We start from the raw sequence: 23,197 nt of genomic DNA on the forward strand, positions 1-23,197 counted from the left end.
GTTGTCTGACTCTTTCTTATACTCATTATATAATGAATGAGCATTCAGTCAATGGATTTTAAGAACTTTTCTCTTTCATTTTACAGTTAATGCTGTTATTTGGACATACTATTTTGGAGAAAGGAGTCGTGTGATGAAATTTTTTGTCTGGATCTCACTGATTGTTCTCTGGCTGAGACTGGATTGGCTGGCCGGATTAAAAAAGAATAAAAAACCAATTGCTTCTCCCTATAAAAAGAAAAATGCTAAAGCCACTTTTTTTGATGATGGCGTGGAATGGATGAAGCAGCTGGAGGATGACTGTATAAATGCAGTATGTACGATAGATATCATGTTTTTCATTTTACAGCCCGATGATGCGGGGAAACGCCTGATGAAACTGCTTGTGAAAAAAGCACAGGAAGGTGTACGCGTGCGTCTGATGCTGGATGCGATTGGCAGCGGTTCCTTTAAAAAGTCGCTGAAGCATATTTCGCATGAAGGTGTGATCATTCAATTCAGCCGCCCGTTTACGTTTAAAGGAAGCTGGTTTTCGATGCAAAAGCGCAATCATAAAAAACTGTCAGTCATCGATAAAAAAATTGCTCACGTCGGCGGGTTTAATATCGGACTTGAGTATTTACATCTGGATCCTGTGCTGACACCATGGCGCGATTATCACTTGCGGCTGACTGGTGACATTACGCAGGACTGTCAGACTGAATTTGATCGTGACTGGCGGGAGGAATCGATTGAGCCTGAAACGGGTGGCAGTGGACGATATCAGCTAGTGTCATCTGAAACGGTGGACCAGGAGGATTTCATTTGCAGCCTGCTTAAAAAAGCGGAGACTTCGATTTTTATCGGCTCTCCTTATTTTATTCCGACTCAAAAGGTTGAATCCTGTCTGTTTAATGCCATCAAAAGTGGTGTAAAACTAACCGTTTTAGTGCCCGGAACGCCTGATCACCCCCTGGTTCAGCCTGCCTCTTACCGTTATCTTCGCAGGCTGATTGAAAAAGGAGCGGATGTTTATCAATTCCAAAACGGCTTTTATCACGCAAAAGCGATTTTAATTGATGACAAGCTGTGTGATATTGGGACGATGAATTTTGACCGGCGGAGTCTGTTAATTAATGAGGAGTTAAATGTGATTACGGAGGATAAGGAAATAATCCTTTCTTTATCGGAGAGTATTGAGAAGGACCTAGCCAATGCTGTGAAACTGAATCAGGGAGATTTAAAATTACAACCGATTAAGGAGACGGCTGCGTGGTGTGTGGGGCATTTGCTGTAGAGAAAAAGGCAAAGAGTAGTGTGACTCTCTGCCTTTTACCATAGCGGTTCGTCGTTATTTGAGAGTCTGACACCAGCCGGCATGGTGAGGCTAGCACTGATAAATACGATCACTGCTAGGATTGCGAGACTTGTAAAAGATAAGTCTAGTATCAGAGCGCTAAATATAATGATAAAACTGATCACTCCTGAAAGTGAAGCCGAGCGTTTTCGTGTATTTTTAGTTACATACTGTTTTTCACCGCAATGCGGACATTCCATTGCGCCATTAAACCACATAATCCGTTTAAACGCTTTCGAGTAAGGCCATTTCTGATGACAATTCTGACAGACCGGCATGATATGTTCCTCCTTTATAATCCTTATAGTATTAATACGGATGAGCGTGGTAAAAGTTCCCTCTTTTAGTGGGATTGCGACATCCCGTGCGTGGATCACAACAACCCGCGCACCGATGATTGCTACAACTCAACAAAAAAGCCTGCAGCATTACTCCACTGCAGACCTCCTTCCTACAATCCAGCACGCTGCCGGACCAGCCGATTTATTTATATCCACGCCAAAGTCGGGCATAGGATCTTCAACACCAATCTGCTCACACATCCGTGACCACTCCGCAGCAATCCCTTTTGAACCAACCGGCCAAATCACAGCAACTGATGGATCATCAATATATGAGCGAGCGAGACTCAAAGGCGCTATCTCCGCAGCCTTTTCCACTACTTCTATCCCAACCAGCGGCATGCCGGCAAGCGTCCATTCAATAGGACCGCTCACTTCTGAAAAATCCCTTACCCTTTCTCCAAGCACTGTCACTGCAACAGCGGACTGCTGCAGCGCCATATTTGATTCAGTGCTCCCGGTGACATCAGTATCCACACCAATTTCAGCCAGACCCTGCCGAACACCTGCATGAAGCTTTCCCCATGCAGCTTCCCCGCAAAAATTATGCAGCACCACTGAAATCGGGATTGCCCCTGCTGAAAAGCAGTCCATCACTGCTGTACGGAAAGCATAATAGGCGACCACCTCATAAGGTGCATTGACCTCGTCCAGCTGCTTCTCCCCAATGCCTCCGCTGTTATCCGTTGTCATGACGATCGTCTTTTCACCAACGGACCACTCCATCGCGTTGCGGCCAAAAGCTGATTTATTCATCTTTAGATTTTTTATTCGTATGGAACACTTTTGCGCTGCGGATATATTCAACATCTGAAATGTTCTGGCGTGCATTCACAACACGTGCACATGCAAACAGATAATCTGATAGACGATTTAAATACTGCTGTGGTGTACCCGGCAGTTCTGCATCAAGCTTGGCAAGCGACACTGTCTGACGCTCTGCGCGACGGGTTACGGTTCGTGCAATATGAAGCGTTGCTGCTGCAGGTGAACCACCAGGCAGGATAAAGCGTTCAAGCTCCGGTGCTTCCTCCATCAGTTCGTCAATTCTCTTTTCAAGCTGCTCCACTGCCTTTGGATCAAGCTTCCACTCACGGTGGCTTGATACGTTTGCAAGGTCACCGCCTGCGTCAAACAGTTCGTGCTGGATCGCTTCAAGATCTTCCAGAATATCTGCAAATTTTTCAGCATCAAGCTCAGTGACAGCCTTGCCTACAAAGCTGTTTGCCTCATCAATTGTGCCATATGCTTCCACGCGGACATCATCTTTAAAAACGCGTCCCCCGATTAGACTTGTTTGTCCTTTATCCCCTGTTTTCGTGTAAATTTTCATCTTAATTCCTCCTTTGTTTTCAGCTCTTCTGCAAGTCCATACCAGACTCTTGTCACGCGCTCTGCTTTTAATGCGGAATATTGGTGACACCAGCCAAGAACGTCTCTTGTAAAGCGCTGTTCTTTTTCAATTGGTACGATTCCTTTTGACTGATCCGTTCCAACGATGACCACCTGCCTGGCAGGGTCACCGTTTTCCCATTTAATTAAACGGTCAACTTCCTGTTTCCATATCAGAACAACTTCATCGCTGTCACGTCCATAATGCCTAAGAATCCAGTGTTCTAGCGCTGTAAATAAAATGGTGGTCACACCGTTTTCTATCTTTTCACCAGGCTCACTGATTTTCTGATACGGCACTTGATTAAGCTGAGTTTCTACCCATTTTCGTTTGCCGTTGTAGGCACCGCCGATAACAAAGTGCACCGGTCTCCCCTCCTGAACGACTCAGCGTCTTTCCAGACAAGTGTCAGTCCTTCACCGTGAAGCGGCTTCCAGTCCCAGAAATCCTTCTCTTCAGGTGCAAGCTCTGTCAGCAGCTTTCTGATCGAACCACCATGTGCCACGATGGCGATATCCCTTACCTCATCATGCATACACCACTCGCGGATTGTTTTCCACGCTTCCATCACGCGCGCTGAAAAGTCTTTGAACGGCTCACCGTTTTCAGGCTGCATCACTTCAGGGTTATTCAGCCACTCTGCAAAGTCTTCACGCTTTTGCAGTTCGTCAGCTTTACGTCCTTCCCATTCACCGAAGTTGATTTCACGCAGACCGCGATGCTGAATTTTTGGCTGATCCGGAAACAGAATGTCTGCTGATTCCACACATCTTTTCAAATCACTGATCACAACGCGTTCTGCGTCCGGCCGATGTTGTTTTGTTTCATACAGACGGTCGATTCCATCCTGAGAGATCGAAACGTCTGACCAGCCGATATAGACTTTTTCCTGATTTTCCTTTGTTACCCCATGACGATAGAGAGATAACACCACACGAGTATCAGACTCCATAATTCTCCTCCTTCAACTGAAGCACCAAGCGAATCCCCTGAGATTCCGCCAAATGCTTTTTTAAAAAAGATCACGCTGATGATTGTAAAAATGGTTGTTCCTGCTAAAAGGATCACGAGCAGCGGCCACAGCTCCGGTGAAAGTAACAGCGGGATGACTGCAACCAGACTGACTGTCCCTGCTTTTAAAAGAACATGGCGAGTCAGATAACTTTTCAAGTAATGTGCCATGCCATCCTGCCTTGCAAGCGGCGCTTTTACAAGCAGTACAGCGATCATCAGCCTGGACAGCACCGGAACCCAGATGAGCCAGATCCAGCCTGCCGCTCCCTGCATCGCAAGGTCAAGCAGCAGAATAAACTTTGACGCCAGCAGGACAATCAGTGACAGCACACCAAATGCACCGACTCTTGGATCCTTTAAAATCTCATGTCTCTTTTCAGAATCTTTATATGAAAAGTACGCATCACTGACATCCGTCCAGCCATCCAGATGCAGACCGCCTGTCAGTACAATAAACGTCAGCCAGACCAGAAATGCAGTGATCAGCGGACTTGCAGAAAATGTTTCTGCAGTAATGATGAGTCCGATCGAACCACTCCCGATGATTGCGCCAACCATCGGAAGAAGCCCAATCATCCAGCTGACTGACCGCTGATTCATCTCTATTTCGCGGCGGATTGGCAGGACGGTAAAAAACTGAACGGCAAGTAAAAATCCTTTTACCATGATGATACCTTATTTACTGCAAGCTTATCATATTGCAGGGTGTTCATCGCAGCATCTCACCTTTCCGGATCAGCGCAAGACCCGCTTCCATTTCAACTGCGCGGTTACTTTCTTTTACAAGCATTTGATGAATCTCACCGATCAGCCGCTGATACTCAAAGGTAAATCCTTCTATAAATACTGGCTCCCACAGCACTTCGTTTGAAACAATATAAAGATCAGCCTGCATTCTGACCGACTTGATAAAATAGGACACATCATGCAGAATCTGTGCCTTTTCTGACCCTCTCATCAGCTCATTTGTCAGCCAGGTTGTCACGCAGTCCCAAACGATCACGGCACGCTCCGGTAACCTACTGATCGCTCCGGGCAGGTCAACCGGCTGTTCAATTGTCAGCCACTCTTCATTCTCACGATCCCTTTGGTGCCTTTCAATCCGCTCCTTCATTTCCCGGTCAAAGGAAACACCTGATGCGAGATACACAAGATTGCCCCCAATTTCATGCTGCCGTCCAAGCGCTTCACGCTCTGCCCATCCGGTTTTACCGCTTCTGACGCCGCCAATGACAATCGTTACTGTGCCCATGACGTCACCGCCTTAATCAGCTTTTGATTTTGTTCCGGCAGCTTCATCCCGATTCTCAGCCAGGCACCGTCAAGACCTTTGTAATTGTAAGTGTGGCGCAGAACCAGCCCTTCCCTGAGTAAAAACTGCCAAAGTGCTTCTGTCTGCTTTGCATCCGGCGGCTGAATGCACACATAATTAGCTGCTGATTCAGAAACTTTAAAACCAATGTCACGTAATGCGTCTGTGAAATAAGATCTTTCTTTACTAATAAATGAGCGGACTTCATCTGTGTACAGCTGATCCTGCAATACCGTTTCTCCGCCTAAAAGCGCAAGTTGATTCACGTTCCAGTGAGGCAGCCACTGACTGATTTCTTTTACCGTTTCCTCATTAGCGAGCAGGTAGCCAAGACGCAATCCTGCGATACTGTACATTTTTGTCATGGACCTGAAAATAAGAAGTGAAGGGCTGCCAGTGTAATCTGCAAGTGAATACTGCTCTCCAGCCATATCTATAAACGCTTCATCGAGCAAAAGTGTACTGCCTGATTTCTCAGCTGTTACCAACCAGGATAAAAGGGTTTCCCTTTCAAGCCTGATGCCTGTAGGGTTATTCGGGTTACAGATAAATAATGCACGATCAGGCTCTGATAAAAATGCATGGATTTCATGATCATCGGGCTGAAAACCCATCAACTCAGTTGAATAAATGTGATGCGTAAATGCACCATTTGCCTTGATGACCCGCTCATATTCACTGAATGCAGGGTGAATCACGCCTACTGTTTTCCCCTGAAATTTCCTAAGCGCTGTCATCATCAGCTCTGACGCACCGTTTCCAAGGAGGAGCTGCGCTTCATTCACCTGATGCTTATTCGCAATCAGCTTTTTCAGGCCCCTTCCTTCAGGATCAGGGTAGGAGGAAATCGCGTTGTACCAGCGAGCCCACTGCTCTTTTAAACGTGTTGGCGGACCGGTCGGAATACTGTTTTCACTGAAATCGATCACTGCATCAGGTGTTTCCATACCCAACGTTTCATACAAATAAAGCGGATTAGCGCCATGTGAAGGTAAAGTCATAGAGCATTCCTCCGATCCAGCAACATGCAATAAACAGCCAGGCCGTTCTATGCATGATGGTAATGGTTTGATCAATATGATGTACTGTGAGCGGATCGTCAGACAGACCGATCACTGGCCTGTTTGAGACCACACCCTGATATGTATTTGTTCCGCCGAGTTTAATATGTAAGAGCAGTGCAACAGCTGCTTCACCCCAGCCGCTGTTTGGACTTGGATGCTTTTTTGCCTGTGCTGGAAGTCCTTTTAAAAGCGCGGACCTTTTACCCTGTGCCGGCTTTATAGTGAGCAACATCAAAAGAGCAGTGATTCTTGCCGGAATCCAATTAGCTACATCATCAAGCTTTGCGCTTGCCCAGCCGTATTCATGGTAGCGCTCATTTTTGTAGCCGACAAGTGAATCACCGGTGTTGATCGCTTTATACCCCCAGATGCCGGGTGCGCCGAATAAAAGTCCCCAAAACATTGGTGCAGTCACCCCGTCACTTGTATTTTCAGCGACTGTTTCGATCGTTCCACGTGCGATGGCTGATTCATTGAGGTTCTCTGTATCACGTCCAACGATCCAGGAGAGCTTTGTTCTCGCTTCTTCCATCTCTCCTTTTTGAAGCGGGATAGAGACTTCTTTTGCTGCGTCAGCCAGACTTTTAGAGGCAAGTGCTGATGTGATCAAGATCGTTTCAAGCACAAAGCCTGCAATCCAGTGGATCTGATAGCTCCCATAAACGACTAAAACCGTGATCAATGTCGTGATGCCAACAACTGTGAATACGCCAATCATCCCTTTTAGCTTACGTGATTCCCCTTTATTTAACCTGCGCTCAAGCCATATAATGAAAGACCCGATCCACCTGACAGGGTGCGGCCAGGCGGGCGGATCTCCGATGAGTCGATCAAGGCAGAGCGCAATGGTAAGTGCCGCTGCATGTGTGATCATGATATTCCCTTTCTTTTACGGTAAATCTTGATTGCTTCTGTCGTGCATTCGACAATTCCTTTACCAATCAGCTTTCCAAGTGGTGTAATCGACCCTGCATATTGCACGAAAGGTCCATGCTGCGTTGCTGCCACCATGGCGCTGTCAGTGGACGTGCCTGTTGCAAGGGTGCCGGTCAGTGGGTCTTTCACATCAGCGTTTTGAAGCGCTTTTACTTTCGCTTCAGTTGCCGTCATCATCGCCTGGATAAATGCTTCATCCGAGAGCTTTCCGTTAATAAAGATCCAGCTGTTGATGGTACCGATTGTCGCCTCTCGATCCCGTTCATGGGAAAGTGAGACGTCAACTGAGTTTCCTACTCCTGCAGTGACAGCAATGACAACCGATAATCCATTCTCTTCGTACTCACGAATTACAACATCTTCAACCAGTACGGCTGTCATCATGCCAACTGTGTCAGCTGCGTTCCATCCATTTTTCGAAGCGTACATTTTCATATCCTCATAGCTGTCATCACATTCATAATCCATCGGCACGTGCCGGTTCACGAAATGATGATACCAGCCAAGTCCCGCTCCAATGACTGCAGATGATAATGTCTTCAGTGACTGTGGAGCTGTGACATGAATATGGTCAGCGGTAATGGTGAAGTGATCTTTTGTGATTTCTGACGGCATGCCCTGCCCATGGTTTGGCAGCAGTGTCACCTGCGGCTTTGGCAGCTCAGGGTGCGACTGCGTATGCACGCGTGCCTGATACACCCGCTCAACCGTTTCTTTGTTCATCACATGCCCCGGTTCAGCCAGCTGCACGGTTTCCCCGTTGTGTAAAAGCAGCAGGCGGTCGCAGTATAACGATGCAATATTTAAGTCGTGAAAAATCGATATCACCGTCAGTTCATGCGTTTCCGTCCATTCTTTTAACAGATCAAGGAGCTGTTTCTGGTAAGAGAGATCCAGGTGATTCGTCGGCTCATCCAGTAAAAGCAGCTTTGGTTCCTGCGCCAGTGCCTGTGCTAAAAATACGCGCTGACGCTCACCGCCTGAAAGGTCCTGAATCGATTTCCCTTCAAACTCAAGGACGCCGGTTTGCTTCATCGCTTCTTTGACTGCTTTTTCATCCTGTGCCGTCCACGGTGCAAACATACCTTTCTGGTGAGGATAGCGGCCCATCGACACCGTTTCGCGCACCGTATAATCAAATGCATGGCTGTGCAGCTGCGGTAATACGGCGATTTCACGGGCGAGCTGCTTCGCTGAATAACTTTTGAGCGGCTGGTCTTTAAATGAAACATCCCCTGAACGGCACGGCAGCAGGCCGCTGATCATTTTCATGAGTGTTGTTTTTCCGCTGCCATTCGGTCCAAGAATGCCGAGAATCTCCTGCTTCTGAAGCTCAAATGAAACATTTTTCACAACGTTCTTTTCACCATAACCGCCACTTATCTTTGAAGCCTTCAGCATCGCTATCCTCTCCTTTCTTTACGTTTTTGTATGAGTATTAATCCAAAGACCGGTGCTCCTATTAAAGCTGTAATCACGCCGATCGGCAGCTCAGTCGGTGCAACAATCGTTCTTGCCACAAGGTCACATAAGATGAGCAGGCTTGCTCCATTTAGAATTGAGAGCGGCAGTACGTGACGGTGATCTGAGCCGGTCAGCATTCTGACCATATGAGGGACCACAAGCCCGACAAAGCCGATCGTTCCTGATACTGCCACTGCTGCTCCGGTTAATAATGAACCTGAAGCTAAAACAACAAATTTTCTCCGCTGAACGTTTACCCCTAAATGCTGGGCCCGTTCCTCACCAAATGCCATGGCATTCAGCTCACGTGCGTTCCAAATCAACAGGAGTGCACCAATGACAAAGAATGGCGCAATCAGGCGGATGTATTCCCAGCCTCTCATTGATACACTGCCAAGCAGCCAGTTGATGATCTGTCTGAGCTCATCGCCGGTTAATGCAATCATCAGTGATAGAATCGAGCCGAGAAATGAACTGAAAATGATCCCTGTCAGAATAATCGTTTCCATCTTCATTGACTTCTCAACCATTCTGGCAAAGCCAAGCACAATGATTAACGTAAGCAGCGCTGCTAATATACTGATCACAGGCAATGTAAAGCTGCCAAGTCCAGGTATTGTCAGCCCGAGGAAAATAGTCGCTACTGCACCGACTGACGCGCCGGATGAAACACCAAGTGTATACGGGTCAGCGAGCGGATTTTTAAGGAGCCCCTGAAAAGAAGCACCAGCAATTGCAAGCGAGGCGCCAACCAGTGCTGCAAGTATCACCCGTGGAAATCTGATATCAAGCACGATTGAGCTGAACATCGGGTCCAGCGCTTCTCGGTTACTGAACGCACCTGCGAAAATACTAAGCATTTCCATGACAGGCACTCTTACAGAGCCTACTGTGACTCCAAGTGTGAAAGCAGTCAATAAAAGCAGGATGGAAACAGCGTATCCCGCCCAGACTTTATTCAGCGAAAACATCAGGATAGATCGCTTCTGCAAGTGCCTGTGTACCTTCTACGAGTCTCGGACCTGAACGTGTAACAGGATCTGACGGAACTAAATACACGTCTTCATTCGTTACTGCAGTAACTTGGCTGAAGCCTTCATAACCCATCCACTGTTCCACTGCATCTTCTACGAAATCACCATAAGTCAGTAATGCTACCTCAGGATTACGCGTGACAACTTCCTCTTCTGTTAAAGGAACGAATCCTTCCTGATCTGCCATCACGTTTTCAGCATTGATCAGATCAAGCATTTCCTGAATAAATGTATTGTTTGCTGCTACGTACATTTCAGGCGGTCCTGCCACATCCACTAATACTGATTTACGGTCCTCTTCTGAAATCGCTGCTGCTTTTTCAGCAATTTCATCAAAGCCTGCCTGCATATCAGCGATAATCTGCTCTGCTTCTTCAGTTGTTCCAGTCACCTGACCAATCATATCGATCGTGTCATACACTTCATCAAACGTCATCGCATTTTCAATTACAACAACCGGGATTCCTGCATCTTCAATTTGCTGAAGACCATCTGCACCACCCGGGTTCGAGGCGTGTGCAAGCACGACATCAGGCTGAAGAGAAATAATTTTTTCTACGTTAAATTCCATTCCGCCGATTTTTTCAACGTCCATTGCTTCTTCAGGATAGTTATCAAAATCAGATACCCCGACGATTTCTTCATCAAGTCCAAGTGCGTATGCAATTTCTGTATTACTTGGCAGCATGGATACGACAGCATCAGGCTGCTCTTCAATTGTGATCTCGTCACCGTTTGCATCTGTTACTGTGACCGGGAATGTAGATTCCTCTGATGACTCAGCCGGTTCTTCTGTTGTTTCTTCCTGATCCTGATCGTCTGCCGGCGTTTCTGTCGTTTCTTCTGCGCTGTCTGAGCAGGCTGCAAGTACGCCCGCTGCGAGTAAAACTGGTAACCATTTTTTCATGTTGTGTTCCTCCGTCTTATGATTTTTTTGCAATAAAAAAACATCTCACGCGGGAGATGCAGGGTTGCAGGGTATAGCCGTATGTAAAAAACGGAGAGGCTGCAACACCCGCCCATATCCTCGTAGGCGTGTCTGGTGCTTGGAATCAAGGCAGGTCTCCTGGCTTATGACGATCAGTGTTTGCCTCCTTCCCATAGCTTAAGCTACAGTGGCTGCGGCATTCACAAGTCATTTACAGTGGCGGGACCGCGCTGGAATTACACCAGCTTCCCTTTTAACTGATCATTGATGATCAGCACCTTTATCCGTCGATATTGAAATGTTTTTCCAATGCTATTATAGCACTTAGTTTCGACATTTGTGCAAATGATTTTTTAATAGAGATTACCGAACAGAGTAGACCGGTTGAAGGCAGCTCCAGGTGGAAGCTTTCCGCGCGGCGTGCGCTGAGCCTCCTCGGGCTGCAGCTCTGCGGGGTCTCAGCTGTCACGCTCTTCGCACTGGAGTCTCCACCTTCCACTGCCTTCAACCTAAAGCTCTTTTAAATTAATTGTACGATTAGAATGATTATCCATAGTCAATATATATAAGATTTATAAGAACTTTACATAGTTAAAAGCCTCTCCGGCAATAACCGGAGAAGCAGGTAAATCATTTTTATGTTTAATTATGATTTGATCTCTAGTGGCCTTAAGCTCGCTTCGATTTGTGCACGCTTTGGCTCAAGAAATGGTGGAAGTGCAAGTTCCTCCCCAAGGTGCTCCATATCCTCATCTGTTGCAAAGCCTGGCTCATCAGTCGCCAGCTCAAACAGAATGCCGTTTGATTCACGGAAGTAGATTGAGCGGAAATAGTAGCGGTCTACTTCTCCCGATGTCATCAGTCCAAAGCTTCTGATCCGCTCATCCCATTTTTCATAGTCCTCGAATGTCGGGACCCGGAATGCTACGTGGTGAACACTGCCGCGGCCAGGGCGTTCCGGTGGCAGATCAGGGCGTTCTTCAATATGAACCTCTGCGCCTGTTCCGCCTTCAGCAACGGACATCACCTGAATGGCAGGCAGCTCGGCACCCGCACGATTTGGATATTCACCCACTTTTTCAAAGCCAAGTACCTGCTCAAGTACAGCGATTGTTTTCGCTGCACGGCGGACAGTTAGTGTGACAGGCCCCAGACCAACGATTGCATGTGCTTCCGGAACATCAGAACCGGTCCACGGTATGCCCGGCGCAACGCCTTCTTCTCCATTGTCTGCAACGAGCATCAGGCGTGATCCTTCTTCATCTTCAAAGTATAGTGTATCCCGTCCAGCCCGCTTTTCAATCTCATCGTGGGTGACGTTTAACTCTTTGAAACGGTTCTTCCAATACGTTAGTGACTCAGTGGTTGGTACGCGAAAAGCGGTATTTGAAATACTTGAAACGCCAGGATACGTGCGTCCTGCCATCGGAATATCAAAATAGGTCATATCCGTTCCCGGACTGCCGACCGCATCTGCATAGAATAAATGATAAGATGACGTACTGTCCTGGTTGACCGTCTTTTTAACAAGGCGCATACCTAATACCTGTGTGAAAAATTTATGATTTTTCTCAGCAGCTGATGTGATTGCTGATACGTGATGAATACCTGTTACGTTCATTGTTCCAACTCCTTTATCTCGAAACTGAGATATTTTCTATCTTTATTGTATGCCTGATTGTAAATAAATGCAAGAAAAATATCTCGAATTCGAGATATTTTTTAGTTTGTTGTATTTTCGCTGGAGTTGTAGCATTCCCTGTGCAGCTTGTAGCGATACACCCGGGCGGCTGTCGTTATTCAACTCCATTTTGTTCCAATGGCCCTACCAGGTTGTTGCAATCCACCATTCCCATTGCTTCACCTATCCTCTTCATGCCTTTAAAAAACTAAAAGATTGTTTCCAAAGTGCATGCAGTGCAAAATATTTGTGGGGAAACCACATTTGTAGCATTTCCTTCTTAGATTGTTGCGACACGCCCGGGAAATTGTTGTAATTCTGTGCCAGGTTGTCGCTGTCCCCCGCCAAGTTGTACCTTTCCAGCTCCAGATTGTCGCAATTCCCAGCCAGCCATGCCCCACCCTACCTTCATCAACCATGAAAAAACCGCCCCAACTTAGGAGCGGCTCGTCACGATTAGTCTTCCAGTGCCTGTTCAAGGTCTGAAAGAAGGTCTTCAATGTCTTCAATTCCAACTGAGATTCGCACAAGCCCGTCAGTAATGCCAAGCTCTGCGCGGCGTTCTGCAGGAATCGACGCATGCGTCATACGTGCCGGAACAGAGATCAGACTCTCTACTGCACCAAGGCTTTCTGCAAGCGTAAAGTATTTCACCTTTTCTAGCACACGTGCTGCTTTTTCACCGCTGCCCACATCGAATGAAATCATGCCGCCAAAGCCGCGTGACTGCTTCGCTGCTGTTTCATGACCAGGATGTGATTTAATACCTGGATAATGAATTGTTGTGACTCCGTCATGGCGTTCAAGGAATGAAACAATCTCTTTTGCGTTCACCTCATGCTCTTCCATACGCAGGCCAAGTGTTTTAATGCCGCGCATTAACAGCCATGAATCCTGTGGTCCAAGAATGGCACCAACAGAGTTTAGTATAAAATGTACTTCTTCAGCAAGCTCAGCAGAATTCACAACAACAAGCCCTGCTACAACATCACTGTGTCCGCCAAGATATTTTGTCGCACTATGCACAACAATGTCTGCACCGTGATCGATCGGCGTCTGCCAGTATGGTGTGGTAAATGTATTATCCACAATTGTCAGCAGACCGTGCTCTTTCGCCACAGCTGAAACTGCTGCAATGTCTGTCACTTTTAACAGAGGATTTGTCGGCGTTTCAATAAATACTGCTTTCGTGTTTTCCTGAATTGCATTTTTCACATTGTCAGGATTGCTTGTATCAACAAAAGTTGAATCAATGCCAAGACGGTTCAATACTTTGGTCATCACTCGGTACGTTCCACCGTACACATCATCAGTCAGAACAACGTGTGAACCAGTATCAAACATCATCATGACTGAACTGATTGCTGCCATTCCTGAGCCAAAAGCAAAGCCTGCATGGCCATTTTCAAGATCCTTAATTAATTCTTCAAGTGCATGGCGCGTCGGGTTTCCTGTGCGTGAGTACTCATAGCCTTGACGTAAACCGCCTACCCCGTCCTGCTTGTATGTGCTAACCTGATAGATCGGCGTGGAAACCGCACCTGTCGCTTCGTCTCCAACAATACCGCCGTGAATCAATTTCGTTTTCTGCTTCATAATTGATTAACCACCTTCGTAGATATTCTGACTTAAGTAACGTTCACTGCTGTCTGCAAATACCGTTACAATATGGCTGCCTTTTTCAGCTGATTCTGCTTCTTTCAATGCCGCATGAAACGCTGCACCGGAAGAGCTGCCAACAAGCAAGCCTTCTTTTAAAGCAAGCTCTTTTACCCAGTAAAACGCGTCCTTATCGTAAACTGTGTGAATAGCATCAAATAATTCTCGATCCATATATTCAGGAAGAAATTCCATGCCAATACCTTCTGTTTTATGCGGACCGGATTCCCCACCATTAATCGTTGAGCCTTCAGGTTCTACGATCACTGTTTTGATCGCAGAGTTTTGATCCTTAAAGTACCGGGCATTTCCTATGAACGTACCGCCCGTACCTGCGCCTGCTACAAAAATATCAATCTTGCCATCAAGATCGCGCCAAAGCTCAGGTCCCATTGTTTTATAGTAGGTTTCAGGATTTGCCGGATTACCAAATTGCGCCGGGGAAAATGAATCAGGTATTTCTCGCACAAGTGCTTCTGCTTTGGCGATTGCACCTTTCATTCCATCAGTTGTTGGTGTATTCACGACTTCTGCACCCAGTGCACGCATTAATGTCTGCTTTTCCACACTGAATTTTTCAGGTACAACAAAGATCACTTTGAATCCGCGTCCGACAGCTGCCAGTGCGACTCCAATTCCTGTATTCCCGGCGGTCGGTTCGATAATCGTTCCGCCTTCTTTTAACTCGCCGCGCTTGAGTGCATCAGCAATCAATTCCATTCCGAGACGATCTTTCACGCTGCCGCCCGGATTAAAGTACTCCAGTTTCGCAAAAATCCGGCATTCATTTGGAACCGGAATGCCGGAGATTTCTACGACCGGCGTATTGCCGATCAATTCTTGCACGCTTTTTGCTACATTCATTTATGCTTCCTCACCAAAAACGTCTTTCCACTCATCGCGTTTTGCAAGCATATCAGCAGCAATCTCCTTCGCACCTTCCAGGCTGTGATTCGCTGCCCAGCCGCACTGCACTTCATTGCATGCCGGTACTTCATCAGCTTTTAACACGTCGTTCAGCGTTGCTTCGATCGCATTTAAGATTTCATCATAGTTATCGTGATTGAGTACTGCAAGATAGAATCCTGTCTGGCAACCCATCGGCCCAATATCAACTACATTATCCAGGTGATTACGGACATTTTCAGCCATTAAGTGCTCAATTGAATGAAGGCCATCCATCGGCATATGTTCTTTGTTCGGCTGCTTAAAGCGCATGTCATACTTATGAATTTCGTCGCCATTTTGTCCTTTTGTAACGCCTACCAGTCGTACGTATGGCGCTTTAACTTTCGTATGGTCAAGATTAAAGCTTTCTACATTCATTTTCTTTGTCATGTGAAATCTCTCCTTTGAAAGTGTGATTATATTTATCTTAACTGGTCCGGTGATGGGATGTACAGGGATTTCCATTCGGTTAATGTCCTATAATCGTTAATCTGCGCTTCAGGCGGACGCTTTCCGGACGGTGGACCGTTTAGTGGTCCAATCTTTATCCCTCAGGCTTCGCCTTGCGGGGTCTCAGCTTCCCTCTATTCGTCCCGGAGTCGCCGCCTTACGCTCCGATTAACTATGTGATACTTATAGTACCACTCTCTATAAAATAAAAATTGTTACTTCTTCACCGAATGAATTAGCCATACATACTCATTCAGTCTTTTAAATGAGGTTGAGAACCCTGCTTCGTCCAGCAGTTCGTTCATCACCGGAATGGTTGTGTAGTATTCTCTTTTCAGATCTTCAAGGAGATTTTTATACCCCTGTTGCTCTACTTTTTTCCACTGATCAAGTTTGGCTTCTTCTGTTTCGAAGATTGTGTCAGCGAAGATAATTTGGCCGCCTGTTGACAGTTTGGACGCATAGATTTTAGCTGCTTTTGCCTTTTCCTCATCTGTTAAATGATGAAAAGCGTAAGTGCTGACGAATGTATCAGGATGTTCTTTTAATTCGAAGTCAAGAAAGTCGCCATCGGAAATATTTAAAGCATGAAAGCGTTCCTGCGTGCGCATGCGCATGGCGTTGTTAGGTTCATAGGCAGTCACATCCAGCCCTTTTGCTAAAAGCTTTTCAGTCAGGTTGCCTGTCCCTGGACCAAATTCAATCGTATGTCCAATCGCTTTAGCGGCTACTTCTTCAAGGATGGTGTCATAGTGCTCGAAAACCGCTGCATATTCTTCATCCTGACCGCTGACTGATGCATCATAGCTGTCTGCCCACGCATCAAAAATTTCTACAAACTCGCGTCCCATTTCGTGGTCCACTCCATTCAAATTTTATTATTCATATCAATATACTCGGAATTAACCTGGACGGTGATTATAATATCAGAAATTGATCATGTTGTCACGCGTATTGTGTTTAATCGAAGCAAGTTACGTGATAAAAGCCGACTGTTTTGGTATGTTTTAAAATGAACCTTTAAGGAGGGAACAAAATGTCTACTTTATTAGAGGAAATTAAAGTGTATAAAGAAACATTTAAGAAAAAAGCGCCTGAAGAAAAGCAGCGCTTAATGGCTCAGGCGACTAAAGAGCTCGAAGAATCCGGTATAGCACAGGGTTTACAAAAAGGAGATCAAATTCCTGATTTCACTCTGCCCGATGCTGCAGGACAGCAGGTTTCTATTAAAACATTATTGGCTCAAGGGCCCGTGATTCTTACATTTTACCGTGGGGGCTGGTGCCCATATTGTAATCTTGAGTTGAAGGCTTATCAGAATAAACTGTCAGACATCAAAGGCGCTGGAGCAGAGCTCGTCGCCATCAGCCCGGAGACACCTGACGCGTCGTTGAATACGAAAGAAAAAAACAGTCTTGAATATAAGGTTTTAAGTGATGTTGAAAATAAAGTGGCTGATCAATTCAACCTGGTTTTCAGCATGCCTGATTATCTGATTGATATTTATAAAGATTCCGGTCTTGATGTAGCTGCTCATAACGGTAATGATGACTGGGAACTGCCTAAACCGGCAACATTTGTCATTGATTCTACAGGTGAGATTCTGTTTGCTGAAGTCGATGCTGATTACACTTATCGCACACCGCCGGAAAAAGTCATTGAATTTGTCAAAAGTATTTAAACAAACAGCCGGGCTCCATTTGAGGAGTCCGGCTGTTTTTAATGATGTAGTAAATATTGTGGCGGATGACATGCATTGACTGTTAAGTAACTTTGCCAATCTTTCCTGGACTGCGCCCATTCAACAGGATACTGCCCCCATTCCCACGAAGGATTCCAGTACCCTTCAGGATTCAGCTGTTCTGCATACCATCTCGCATTTTCTTCCACAAGATCTTCAAATTCATCATATAACGGTGAATGCGTTTTTTTAATTAACTGCAGCGGCTGCAGTCCATATCCCTGCCACTCTTCAGGTAATTTTGTAAATTGAACGAGCTGAAAAATTTTCTGAATGATTGCAGCACTGACCTCTTTTTTTGGTGTCAATTCAGCAAGTCTGTAGTAGCACTGAATTTCATGCATGTCCCACTCTTCAATTTCATTCAATCGATTCATTACATCAGTCTCAAGTTTTGATGTAAATACGGAATTCGGCCGGCATCGCTGAAAATACCCCAGAATTTCTGCAGAAGGATTCCCCGGCGTTTTTTCAAAACCCGTCTCTCCCGCTTCATTAACATTCCACCACGGTGCACGCGGCACATGATTGACCGTTGCGGGAACGATAGGAAACAACTTAATTTCACCATCATATTGTTTCTCTAAATAGTTGAGTGCATTTGATACCATAGGATGCTCCGGCTTGATCGGCAACTGCATTAAATATTGCAAGGCGACTGTCGTCTCAATTACGGATGAGTCTATCAGCCTTCTGTCAGGCTCAAGCGCGTGACCAAAGCCACCGTCTGCATTTTGATAGGATTCAAGTGCATGTATGACTTTTTCTGCTGAATCCAAGCCCTGCCTGAATTCATGAAAAGCACGGTCCACTTCCCGCGCATCCCTTACTATATATAAATTAATTGCGATTTTCTGATCCTTTGTCAGGTGTTTCGTTAAAATGTTCATATCTTCCCCTCCCGAAGTATATATTCGTGTTGATTCTGCATAATTCCTTTTTTAGAATGAGTTGTTCAGGAGAATTTTTATTATTGACAGCAAAACTGTCTAAACGGAGGTGATTTGAGGGGGAAAGCAACCGTCTGCAGTGCAGCGAACCGGTTATCATGATAGAAAAAGGATGAGACAGTAAAAATATGCCTCATCCCTAAGTCATTACATTTTCTCCGGAGCTGCTACCCCGATCAGTTTTAGTGCATTGCTGATTGTCTGGCGCACTGCCTGAATCAGATTCAAGCGCGCTTTTGTCAGTTCAGGTGCTTCTGCATCCAGCACTTTATTCGCATTATAGAAGCTGTGGAATGCAGCTGCTAATTCATTAATATACGTTGCTACACGGTGAGGCGTACGCATTTGCGCAGATGAGCCCACCACCTGTGGAAATTCACCAAGCTTTTTCAACAGATCGATTTCTTTTTCAGTACCGATCAGTGATACATCTGCTTTGTCAGCAAAGCTGAAACCCTGCTCTTCAGCAGAACGCAGAATGCTGCAGATACGCGCGTGTGCATACTGAGCATAGTAGACCGGATTTTCGTTGGATTGAGATACTGCAAGATCCAGATCAAAGTCCATGTGGGAATCACCTGAACGCATTGCGAAGAAATAACGCACTGCATCGAGTCCAACTTCATCCACAAGCTCGCGCATCGTCACGGCTTTCCCCGTACGTTTACTCATCTTCATTTTCTCGCCGTCTTTGTAAAGCTGAACCATTTGGATCACTTCAACTTCAAGGTTTTCCCGGTTATAACCTAGCGCTTCAACAGCTGCTTTCATACGTGGAATGTAACCGTGATGGTCAGCACCCCAGATATTAATCACTTTATCAAAGCCGCGCTCGAACTTATCACGGTGATAAGCAAGGTCAGGTGTCAAATACGTATAAGAACCGTCATTTTTGATCAGAACGCGATCCTTATCATCACCAAGCTCTGTTGAACGGAACCATGTTGCGCCATCTTCTTCATAAATGTGGCCATTGTCTCTTAACACTTTTAGCGCATCATCAATTTTACCGCTCTTATAAAGAGACGTTTCAGAGAACCATACGTCGAAAGGTACGCGGAACGCTTCCAGGTCATCCTGAAGCTTTTTCAACTCAAATTTCAGGCCGTATGCACGGAAAAATTCGTAACGCTCTTCTTCCGATGCATGAACGTATTTGTCACCAAATTCTTCAGCAAGTGTATTGGCAATTCCGATAATATCAGCACCCTGATAGCCGTCTTCCGGCATTTCCTTCTCCTGTCCAAGCGCCTGAAAATAACGTGCTTCAACCGATAATGCAAGATTGTGGATCTGGTTACCTGCATCATTGATATAATATTCACGCTTCACATCGTATCCTGCTTTCGCAAGGACGTTACAAAGGGAGTCACCTACTGACGCGCCGCGTGCATGTCCAAGATGCAAATCTCCAGTTGGATTTGCTGAAACAAACTCAACCTGAATTTTTTCACCTGCACCGGTATTCGTTTCTCCATATGCTTCACCTGCAGTCAGTATTGATGGGATCAAATCTGTCAGATATGAATTATCCATGTAGAAATTAATAAAACCTGGTCCTGCAATGTCCAGCTCTTTAATAGAAGCTTTTGACTGGTCAAAGTTTTCAACAATGTCCTGTGCAATTTGACGCGGAGCTTTCTTCGCTACGCGTGCAAGCTGCATCGCCATGTTCGTTGAAAAATCTCCATTTACTTTATCTTTCGGCGTTTCCAGAATCACTTCCGGCAGCTGCTCATCAGTTGCGAGCCCTGCTTTTAATACTGCATCTTTAATTTCCTGCTTCAATTTTTCCTGTACATCTAATGCAATGGTCATTTCACAGCCTCCTTGTAATCAATTGTCATGTTATAAGTACCTACGCTTGAGCCCTGCATTTCAAGGCCGTACGTGATTTGAAAGCGCCCATTTTCCGGATCAGGCGTTGTGTGGTCATAAGATTTCGTATCAGTGATAAGTGACAATGTTCCATGTTCACTTTCATAGGAGCTCATCATTTTATCGCCGCGTCTGAATGCAAGTCTCATTTTAATTGCACCACTGCGTAAAATGACCGCACTGTCTTCTTCCATTTTTACAATGGTTCTGACTGTGCCGGCTTCCTGATGTTCTTCATATTTTAAATAGTGAATGTTGTTTTTTTCAATCCATTCACCTTCAGATTGCAGGGATAGTTCTTCCTTTGAGCCATCCGGCTGTGTAATGACTGTGGTTAGATGAATGGATACGGGTGTTGCGTTGTCCATCGTACTCACTCCGTTTCGCTCAATTAATAACTTATCTATTATAAAAGAGGGTGGTTGCAAATTGCAATGGATGTGGAGGGGAATTGTAGAGAAAAATCTTGAATCGGGGAGTGCTAATATGTAGCAATTTTTTAATAACGGTTGATCTACGTTTCAGGCGGACGCTTTCCGGACGGAGGTTGCTGAGCCTCCTCGCCTTCGGCTGTGGGGTCTCACCTTCCCTCTAATCGTCCCGGAGTCGCCGCCTTCCACTCCGATCAACCTGAAGAAGATTATAACTTTTTAATGATTCACACTCAGCTGACCCTTGGAGTGTGGGACGGAGACTCCCGCCCCAGGAAGGGACAGGTGAGACTATCACGGCGAAGCCTGATGGCTCAGCGCCCGGGGGCAGGAAAGCGCAGTCCCACAAGGAAAGGGTCAGCGGTTTCTAAAGATACATAAAAAAGAATGACCCTCTTTAAAAAAGAGCCATTCTTATACAAAAAATTATTTCACAAACCCTAACAGCATTTCGCGCAGCATTTTGCTGGCTGTGTTGGCGGTTTGTTCTGATGGGTCATAAATTGGTGCAACCTCCACGAGATCGGCACCTACTACATTTACATCAGCTCCTGCGATGGCGTGGATGGATGCCAGCAGTTCGCGTGATGTGATACCGCCTGCGTCTACTGTTCCGGTGCCTGGTGCGTGTGCCGGGTCAAGGACGTCGATATCGATTGTGACATAGACAGAGCGTCCTGCAAGTGTTGGCAGGATTTCTTTCAGCGGTTCAAGCACTTCAAATTTCGACAGGTGCATGCCGTTATTTTTCGCCCACTCAAATTCTTCTTTCATACCTGAACGAATTCCGAATGAGTAAACATTCTTCGGTCCGATATGTTCAGCAATTTTACGGATTGGTGTTGAGTGTGAAAGTTCTTCTCCTTCATAATCTGTACGAAGGTCAGTATGCGCATCAAAATGAATAATCGCAAGGTCATTATATTTCTTCGCCACAGCCTTCATCACCGGCCATGAGACAAGGTGTTCTCCACCCATACCTAGTGGAAACTTTCCATCTTTTAAAAGAGAATCAACGTATTCTTCGATCAGGTCAATGCTTTTATAAGGATTGCCGAATGGCAGCGGAATATCGCCGGCATCAAAATATTTCACTTCATCAAGGTCACGGTCAAGGTACGGGCTGTACTCTTCAAGACCGATTGATACCTCACGGATACGGGCAGGGCCGAAGCGTGAACCCGGACGGTAGCTGACTGTCCAGTCCATCGGCATGCCGTAAATAACAGCCTGACTTTCATCGTAATTCGGGTGACTCTTAATAAAAACATTTCCTGAATACTGCTCGTCAAATTTCATAGAAAGCTCCTCCTATTCAGTTAAATCTTTCACGAATTTCGGAAGTGCAAAGGATGCATTGTGAAGTTCTTTTGTATAATACTTGGTATCAATTTCATGGAATCTTTCTTCAGCCACTTTTAACGGATCATGCTTCTTAGATCCAAGTGTGAACGCCCATAGACCGCTTGGATACGTTGGGATATTCGCCGTATAAAGACGCGTAATCGGGAAGATTTCCTTCACATCGCTCATTACCTGTTTGATCAGATCAGCTTTGAACCAGGGATTGTCCGACTGGGCAACGAAGATACCATCTTCCTTCAGCGCTTTTGAAATGCCTGAGTAGAAGCCTTTTGTAAACAGGTTAACAGCTGGTCCAACAGGCTCTGTTGAATCAACCATGATCACATCATAGATATTTTCACTTTCGGCGATATGCATAAAGCCGTCGCCTACAATCACTTCAACGCGCTCATTTTCAAGATCCCCTGCAATTTCAGGAAGGTACTTCTTTGAGTACTCAATTACTTTTCCGTCGATTTCAACAAGTGTCGCTTTTTTCACAGATGGATGCTTTAGTACTTCACGGATCACTCCGCCATCCCCACCGCCAACGACTAGTACGTTTTCAGGGTTTGGGTGTGTGAATAGTGGTACGTGTGCGACCATTTCGTGGTAAACGAATTCGTCTTTTTGAGATGTCATGACCATGCCGTCTAGGAATAGCATGTTGCCCCATTCTTCTGTTTCAGCCATGTCGAGCTGTTGGAAGTCTGTTTTTTCTGAGTGAAGTGTTTGTTTGATTTTCATTGTAATACCGAAGTTTTCTGTCTGCTTTTCTGTGAACCAGAATCCGCCCATTTTGCATTTCTCCTTTAAATTTAGATTGCACTTATTAACCGCTGCTGTTTTCCGTGGAGGGCTGCGCTTTCCTGCCCCCGGGCGGTGAGCTTCCTCAGGCTTCGCCTTGCGGGATCTCACCTGTCCCTTTCCGGGGCGGGAGTCTCCGCCCTCCACTCCAACCAGAAGCTGAAGTGAATGAACACAATAAATGTGTGTTTAGATAAAAATTTATACATACAACCATAGCGGAACATGACACCATGGCTCAAAAACGATCATTAAATTGCTTCTAAGTCTGTTTTCCACTTCTTTTGAAATGAAAACACACATGTGAAAAAGTATAGACTTTTTTGGGGAGATTTCAAGATGTTTTTTAAAAGAATTCGGTGTACGAAGTGAACATTGTCAGGTAGGCTCAGCTCTTTGTGCACTTTGGAAACAGACTTTTGGTTTGTTGGGGGCATGAAGTGGGTCGAGCGGTGCAGCCAAAGTGGTCGGATAGGACATCGGATT

Annotated in this window: 24 protein-coding genes and 1 riboswitch; of the genes, 2 read left to right on the forward strand and 22 right to left on the reverse strand. The window is 45.7% G+C overall.

What is annotated here, in order from left to right:
* The first annotated feature begins 133 nt into the window (after window positions 1–133).
* Window positions 134–1,276 carry a phospholipase D-like domain-containing protein gene (locus E2626_RS02215; RefSeq protein WP_134379188.1) on the forward strand — a complete coding sequence of 381 codons (1,143 nt, stop codon included), beginning with the start codon at window positions 134–136 and terminating at the stop codon, window positions 1,274–1,276.
* 35 nt (window positions 1,277–1,311) lie between these two features.
* Here E2626_RS02215 and E2626_RS02220 read toward each other — a convergent pair whose 3' ends face one another.
* The 17 genes from E2626_RS02220 to E2626_RS02300 all read right to left on the reverse strand — a co-directional run bounded on the left by E2626_RS02220 (window position 1,312) and on the right by E2626_RS02300 (window position 16,411).
* Window positions 1,312–1,614 (reverse strand): TIGR04104 family putative zinc finger protein, encoded by a 303-nt coding sequence (locus tag E2626_RS02220; RefSeq protein WP_134379190.1) that lies wholly within the window; start codon window positions 1,612–1,614, stop codon window positions 1,312–1,314.
* A gap of 150 nt (window positions 1,615–1,764) precedes the next feature.
* Window positions 1,765–2,433: an AIR synthase related protein gene (locus E2626_RS02225; RefSeq protein ID WP_166786711.1), complete on the reverse strand. Its 669-nt coding sequence runs from the start codon at window positions 2,431–2,433 to the stop codon at window positions 1,765–1,767.
* Complete coding sequence (locus E2626_RS02230) at window positions 2,426–3,010, reverse strand: cob(I)yrinic acid a,c-diamide adenosyltransferase (protein ID WP_134379194.1); 585 nt, start codon at window positions 3,008–3,010, stop codon at window positions 2,426–2,428. Before E2626_RS02230 ends, E2626_RS02225 begins: the two co-directional genes overlap by 8 nt.
* A complete protein-coding gene (locus tag E2626_RS02235; RefSeq protein WP_134379196.1) occupies window positions 3,007–3,435 on the reverse strand; it encodes a bifunctional adenosylcobinamide kinase/adenosylcobinamide-phosphate guanylyltransferase in 429 nt (142 codons plus the stop codon). Before E2626_RS02235 ends, E2626_RS02230 begins: the two co-directional genes overlap by 4 nt.
* Window positions 3,387–4,022, reverse strand: coding sequence for a histidine phosphatase family protein (locus E2626_RS02240; RefSeq protein ID WP_134379198.1), 636 nt, complete (start codon window positions 4,020–4,022; stop codon window positions 3,387–3,389). Before E2626_RS02240 ends, E2626_RS02235 begins: the two co-directional genes overlap by 49 nt.
* Window positions 3,974–4,750 (reverse strand): adenosylcobinamide-GDP ribazoletransferase, encoded by a 777-nt coding sequence (gene cobS / locus E2626_RS02245; RefSeq protein WP_134379200.1) that lies wholly within the window; start codon window positions 4,748–4,750, stop codon window positions 3,974–3,976. Before cobS ends, E2626_RS02240 begins: the two co-directional genes overlap by 49 nt.
* A 43-nt stretch (window positions 4,751–4,793) precedes the next feature.
* Window positions 4,794–5,336, reverse strand: a complete 543-nt coding sequence (locus E2626_RS02250; protein WP_134379202.1) for a bifunctional adenosylcobinamide kinase/adenosylcobinamide-phosphate guanylyltransferase — start codon at window positions 5,334–5,336, stop codon at window positions 4,794–4,796.
* The gene (locus E2626_RS02255; protein WP_134379204.1) at window positions 5,324–6,397 is read right to left on the reverse strand and encodes a pyridoxal phosphate-dependent aminotransferase; all 1,074 of its coding nucleotides are present in this window, start codon (window positions 6,395–6,397) and stop codon (window positions 5,324–5,326) included. Before E2626_RS02255 ends, E2626_RS02250 begins: the two co-directional genes overlap by 13 nt.
* Window positions 6,372–7,334, reverse strand: coding sequence for an adenosylcobinamide-phosphate synthase CbiB (gene cbiB / locus E2626_RS02260; RefSeq protein WP_341785724.1), 963 nt, complete (start codon window positions 7,332–7,334; stop codon window positions 6,372–6,374). Before cbiB ends, E2626_RS02255 begins: the two co-directional genes overlap by 26 nt.
* Window positions 7,331–8,797, reverse strand: a complete 1,467-nt coding sequence (locus E2626_RS02265) for an adenosylcobinamide amidohydrolase (protein ID WP_134379208.1) — start codon at window positions 8,795–8,797, stop codon at window positions 7,331–7,333. Before E2626_RS02265 ends, cbiB begins: the two co-directional genes overlap by 4 nt.
* Before the next feature lie 2 nt (window positions 8,798–8,799).
* Complete coding sequence (locus E2626_RS02270; RefSeq protein WP_424955108.1) at window positions 8,800–9,852, reverse strand: FecCD family ABC transporter permease; 1,053 nt, start codon at window positions 9,850–9,852, stop codon at window positions 8,800–8,802.
* Window positions 9,815–10,801, reverse strand: a complete 987-nt coding sequence (locus E2626_RS02275) for an ABC transporter substrate-binding protein (RefSeq protein ID WP_134379212.1) — start codon at window positions 10,799–10,801, stop codon at window positions 9,815–9,817. The genes E2626_RS02270 and E2626_RS02275 overlap by 38 nt, the downstream gene beginning before the upstream one ends.
* Window positions 10,802–10,933: 132 nt before the next feature.
* Window positions 10,934–11,119, reverse strand: a riboswitch (cobalamin riboswitch).
* A 349-nt stretch (window positions 11,120–11,468) separates the two neighbouring features.
* Entirely contained in the window at window positions 11,469–12,443 is a 975-nt protein-coding gene (locus tag E2626_RS02280; protein ID WP_134379214.1) for a ring-cleaving dioxygenase, read from the reverse strand.
* A 516-nt stretch (window positions 12,444–12,959) separates the two neighbouring features.
* Window positions 12,960–14,099, reverse strand: a complete 1,140-nt coding sequence (locus E2626_RS02285; RefSeq protein ID WP_134379216.1) for a bifunctional cystathionine gamma-lyase/homocysteine desulfhydrase — start codon at window positions 14,097–14,099, stop codon at window positions 12,960–12,962.
* A 6-nt stretch (window positions 14,100–14,105) separates the two neighbouring features.
* Window positions 14,106–15,026 carry a PLP-dependent cysteine synthase family protein gene (locus tag E2626_RS02290; RefSeq protein ID WP_134379218.1) on the reverse strand — a complete coding sequence of 307 codons (921 nt, stop codon included), beginning with the start codon at window positions 15,024–15,026 and terminating at the stop codon, window positions 14,106–14,108.
* The gene (locus tag E2626_RS02295; protein WP_134379220.1) at window positions 15,027–15,500 is read right to left on the reverse strand and encodes an S-ribosylhomocysteine lyase; all 474 of its coding nucleotides are present in this window, start codon (window positions 15,498–15,500) and stop codon (window positions 15,027–15,029) included.
* 275 nt (window positions 15,501–15,775) lie between these two features.
* On the reverse strand, window positions 15,776–16,411 hold the full coding sequence (locus tag E2626_RS02300; protein ID WP_134379222.1) for a class I SAM-dependent methyltransferase: 636 nt from the start codon (window positions 16,409–16,411) through the stop codon (window positions 15,776–15,778).
* Between the two features lie 185 nt (window positions 16,412–16,596).
* Here E2626_RS02300 and E2626_RS02305 point away from each other — a divergent pair, with 185 nt between their 5' ends.
* The gene (locus tag E2626_RS02305) at window positions 16,597–17,241 is read left to right on the forward strand and encodes a peroxiredoxin-like family protein (RefSeq protein WP_134379224.1); all 645 of its coding nucleotides are present in this window, start codon (window positions 16,597–16,599) and stop codon (window positions 17,239–17,241) included.
* A 38-nt stretch (window positions 17,242–17,279) separates the two neighbouring features.
* On the opposite strand, the gene E2626_RS02310 is transcribed toward E2626_RS02305, so the two are convergent.
* The 5 genes from E2626_RS02310 to speE form a co-directional block, all read right to left on the reverse strand.
* Window positions 17,280–18,191, reverse strand: coding sequence for a prenyltransferase/squalene oxidase repeat-containing protein (locus E2626_RS02310; protein ID WP_134379226.1), 912 nt, complete (start codon window positions 18,189–18,191; stop codon window positions 17,280–17,282).
* Window positions 18,192–18,398: 207 nt separating this feature from the next.
* The gene (argS, locus tag E2626_RS02315) at window positions 18,399–20,069 is read right to left on the reverse strand and encodes an arginine--tRNA ligase (protein ID WP_134379228.1); all 1,671 of its coding nucleotides are present in this window, start codon (window positions 20,067–20,069) and stop codon (window positions 18,399–18,401) included.
* Window positions 20,066–20,497: a YwiB family protein gene (locus E2626_RS02320; RefSeq protein ID WP_134379230.1), complete on the reverse strand. Its 432-nt coding sequence runs from the start codon at window positions 20,495–20,497 to the stop codon at window positions 20,066–20,068. The genes argS and E2626_RS02320 overlap by 4 nt, the downstream gene beginning before the upstream one ends.
* Before the next feature lie 489 nt (window positions 20,498–20,986).
* Window positions 20,987–21,859: an agmatinase gene (gene speB / locus E2626_RS02325; RefSeq protein WP_134379232.1), complete on the reverse strand. Its 873-nt coding sequence runs from the start codon at window positions 21,857–21,859 to the stop codon at window positions 20,987–20,989.
* A 12-nt stretch (window positions 21,860–21,871) separates the two neighbouring features.
* Window positions 21,872–22,702, reverse strand: a complete 831-nt coding sequence (speE, locus tag E2626_RS02330; RefSeq protein ID WP_134379234.1) for a polyamine aminopropyltransferase — start codon at window positions 22,700–22,702, stop codon at window positions 21,872–21,874.
* Between the last annotated feature and the right edge of the window lie 495 nt (window positions 22,703–23,197).

Source organism: Jeotgalibacillus salarius (genome assembly GCF_004405125.1).
In the GTDB taxonomy this organism is placed as follows: Bacteria; Bacillota; Bacilli; order Bacillales; family Jeotgalibacillaceae; genus Jeotgalibacillus; species Jeotgalibacillus salarius.

Coding starts and splice junctions, on each gene's coding strand:
- E2626_RS02250 (WP_134379202.1), bottom strand. CDS start 5,336: ATGGGCACAGTAACGATTGTCATTGGCGGCGTCAGAAGCGGTAAAACC.
- E2626_RS02255 (WP_134379204.1), bottom strand. CDS start 6,397: ATGACTTTACCTTCACATGGCGCTAATCCGCTTTATTTGTATGAAACG.
- cbiB (WP_341785724.1), bottom strand. CDS start 7,334: ATGATCACACATGCAGCGGCACTTACCATTGCGCTCTGCCTTGATCGA.
- E2626_RS02280 (WP_134379214.1), bottom strand. CDS start 12,443: ATGAACGTAACAGGTATTCATCACGTATCAGCAATCACATCAGCTGCT.
- E2626_RS02240 (WP_134379198.1), bottom strand. CDS start 4,022: ATGGAGTCTGATACTCGTGTGGTGTTATCTCTCTATCGTCATGGGGTA.
- speB (WP_134379232.1), bottom strand. CDS start 21,859: ATGAAATTTGACGAGCAGTATTCAGGAAATGTTTTTATTAAGAGTCAC.
- E2626_RS02215 (WP_134379188.1), top strand. CDS start 134: ATGAAATTTTTTGTCTGGATCTCACTGATTGTTCTCTGGCTGAGACTG.
- argS (WP_134379228.1), bottom strand. CDS start 20,069: ATGACCATTGCATTAGATGTACAGGAAAAATTGAAGCAGGAAATTAAA.
- cobS (WP_134379200.1), bottom strand. CDS start 4,750: ATGGTAAAAGGATTTTTACTTGCCGTTCAGTTTTTTACCGTCCTGCCA.
- speE (WP_134379234.1), bottom strand. CDS start 22,702: ATGGGCGGATTCTGGTTCACAGAAAAGCAGACAGAAAACTTCGGTATT.
- E2626_RS02320 (WP_134379230.1), bottom strand. CDS start 20,497: ATGGACAACGCAACACCCGTATCCATTCATCTAACCACAGTCATTACA.
- E2626_RS02220 (WP_134379190.1), bottom strand. CDS start 1,614: ATGCCGGTCTGTCAGAATTGTCATCAGAAATGGCCTTACTCGAAAGCG.
- E2626_RS02285 (WP_134379216.1), bottom strand. CDS start 14,099: ATGAAGCAGAAAACGAAATTGATTCACGGCGGTATTGTTGGAGACGAA.
- E2626_RS02310 (WP_134379226.1), bottom strand. CDS start 18,191: ATGAACATTTTAACGAAACACCTGACAAAGGATCAGAAAATCGCAATT.
- E2626_RS02295 (WP_134379220.1), bottom strand. CDS start 15,500: ATGACAAAGAAAATGAATGTAGAAAGCTTTAATCTTGACCATACGAAA.
- E2626_RS02290 (WP_134379218.1), bottom strand. CDS start 15,026: ATGAATGTAGCAAAAAGCGTGCAAGAATTGATCGGCAATACGCCGGTC.
- E2626_RS02305 (WP_134379224.1), top strand. CDS start 16,597: ATGTCTACTTTATTAGAGGAAATTAAAGTGTATAAAGAAACATTTAAG.
- E2626_RS02300 (WP_134379222.1), bottom strand. CDS start 16,411: ATGGGACGCGAGTTTGTAGAAATTTTTGATGCGTGGGCAGACAGCTAT.
- E2626_RS02230 (WP_134379194.1), bottom strand. CDS start 3,010: ATGAAAATTTACACGAAAACAGGGGATAAAGGACAAACAAGTCTAATC.
- E2626_RS02225 (WP_166786711.1), bottom strand. CDS start 2,433: ATGAATAAATCAGCTTTTGGCCGCAACGCGATGGAGTGGTCCGTTGGT.
- E2626_RS02265 (WP_134379208.1), bottom strand. CDS start 8,797: ATGCTGAAGGCTTCAAAGATAAGTGGCGGTTATGGTGAAAAGAACGTT.
- E2626_RS02275 (WP_134379212.1), bottom strand. CDS start 10,801: ATGAAAAAATGGTTACCAGTTTTACTCGCAGCGGGCGTACTTGCAGCC.